This window comes from uncultured Mucilaginibacter sp. (genome assembly GCF_903913935.1).
In the GTDB taxonomy this organism is placed as follows: domain Bacteria; phylum Bacteroidota; class Bacteroidia; order Sphingobacteriales; family Sphingobacteriaceae; genus Mucilaginibacter.
Genome location: NZ_CAIWNH010000131.1, coordinates 1 through 2161 on the forward strand (window position 1 = coordinate 1; position 2161 = coordinate 2161).

General features: G+C 41.8%; 2 protein-coding genes. One reads left to right on the top strand and one right to left on the bottom strand.

The features are described 5' to 3' along the window. Nucleotides 1-84: 84 nt before the first annotated feature. A complete protein-coding gene (locus tag QZY09_RS04930) occupies nt 85-678 on the bottom strand; it encodes an AraC family ligand binding domain-containing protein (protein ID WP_295668944.1) in 594 nt (197 codons plus the stop codon). A gap of 229 nt (nt 679-907) precedes the next feature. Here QZY09_RS04930 and QZY09_RS04935 point away from each other — a divergent pair, with 229 nt between their 5' ends. Next, a complete protein-coding gene (locus QZY09_RS04935) occupies nt 908-2128 on the top strand; it encodes an OmpP1/FadL family transporter (RefSeq protein ID WP_295668947.1) in 1221 nt (406 codons plus the stop codon). Nucleotides 2129-2161: the final 33 nt, after the last annotated feature.

The following is a 2161-nucleotide window of genomic DNA, read 5'->3' on the forward strand; positions in this document are numbered from 1 at the left end:
GGTAAGTTATCTTCTTTACATTCCGATCATAAAGAATTGCTAATTCTATTTTGTGCTCCATCTGTAGTTTACTAATGTGTAAACCTATTTCAGGACAAGACACAACTCCTGTTTGCGGGTTTGTTTGCCTTTAATAATAAGGTGTTGTTTTTCGTAAATAAAAGCCACCTCATACAAAAGCATGGTAAGAATGCTTCTTGATATTTCGACGCGGTAGGGATGGTTCTCCCGCTCTAAAATTTGTTTGATCTGCAGATAAATATCCAGTAATACGGATGCGTCGGTATGTTCCGGATAAATAACAGGTATAGAAGCACTTTTAAAATAGCTAAATGATTCCAAAAAGTGGCTATTAATATTATTTTCGGTTAAAAACGCTTTTGAAAAAACAATGAATCTGCACAAAAAATCTTCGCTGCTGTTGTAGATCCTTAAAACATGAAAGGGGGTAGCCAAAAGCATGGCGTCGGGCCTGGCTTCGTAATTCTGAAGGTTTACTTCAACCCGGGCATGCCCGCGCGTGCAAATACCAATGATGTAACCGTCAGACCGGTAAGGAAATTCACTTAAGCTTAACAGCTGCTTTTCATCGGTGATGAAAAAATCAGGTCCTGCTAATTTATCTGCGTATAAGTCAGCAAATTTCGATAAGCTTAAACGGGCGACTCTTTTACTCATTTATGATAAAAATATAATATTCTGTTGTTTTTCAATAACGGAATAAATCCCGTTAAAAATCAATCTTTTTAACTGATATGGCGTTATTCTGTATTCTCCGACTTTTTGACTAATATCTCCGCATTATAGCCCTTTTTTTCTTTTAAATCCACCCTAATTTTATTTTTTGCTTTTGCCGGTATTGGAGCCTGCAAATTGCACATTATAAACCATTCAATATTTTATTTTTATGAAGAAATATCTACTATTAGTGTTAGCACTAATGCCTGTTTTGGTGTTTGCCCAAGGTTTCCAGGTGAACCTGGAAGGCGAGAAGCAAATCGGTATGGGGCATACCGGCACCGGAACCTTACAGGACGGCGCTTCGGTGTTTTTTAACCCGGGTGCAGTGGCCATGCTGCCCGAAAATTACGTGCAGGCCGGCATTAGTCCGCTGTCTTTTATGTCGGAGTTTAACCCTACCAATTCAAACGCCACGTTCCGCACAGCAAATAAAATTGCTACGCCATTTACGTTTTATGGCGTTTGGGGGCCAAAAAATTCCTTCTGGAAATTTGGTTTGGGCATTTATACTCCCTTTGGCGGTTTAACTGATTGGGGCGATACCTGGCAGGGAAAATATGCGCTCGAAAGCCTCGACCTGAAAACCATCTTTTTTCAGCCTACACTGAGTGTTAAGCTAACAGATTACCTGAGTATTGGTGCCGGCTTTGTTTATAACCACGCTGATATCGACCTTCACCAGGCTATCCCTATTTCAAATTCGGCAGGTGCCGACGGACAGGGTCATTTAAGTGGTACCGGCAAAGGCTATGGCTGGAATGCTGGTATATTCTTCAAAACCCTTTCAGGTGTAACAATTGGTCTTTCGCACCGAAGTGGTGTTTCAACCAGTTTTAATGGTAATGCCATGTTTTCCGTGGCGCCATCGGTACAGGGCAACTTCCCTTCGCCAAATACATTTACATCAAAAGTGCCGTTGCCATCAACCAACTCCGTAGGTATTGGGTTATACCCTTCACCAAACTGGACCATTGCCATTGACGCCAACGAGGTAAACTGGGATGTGTTTAAAAATCTGTCATTTACTTACGCGCAGAAATCGACAGCGATAAACACTACTGTTCTTCCGCAAAATTACCAGCAGGCATATACCTTACGTGCTGGTGCCGAATACAGGGGTTGCCCGAAATTGGCTTTGCGCTTTGGCGGAGGTTATGCCACTGCTGCCGCACCTGCTGATTTTGTTTCACCGCAAGTTCCTGACGCTAACCGCGTTTACTTTACAGGCGGCATAGGCTACAAGATAGCCAGTCACCTAAATGTGGATGCATCATTTGAATTTGAACACCTGATGGCCAGGCAAACCACCAATGCCTATACCCAATTGTCGGGTACCTATGAGACTAATGTATATATTCCGGGTATCTCACTTTCTTATCACTGGTAATCATTAATATTTAAGCAGATGAAATTTTTAAAA

Bases quoted from the DNA above. Each gene is read 5' to 3' on its own strand.
- QZY09_RS04930 (WP_295668944.1), bottom strand. From the start codon at position 678: ATGAGTAAAAGAGTCGCCCGTTTAAGCTTATCGAAATTTGCTGACTTA.
- QZY09_RS04935 (WP_295668947.1), top strand. From the start codon at position 908: ATGAAGAAATATCTACTATTAGTGTTAGCACTAATGCCTGTTTTGGTG.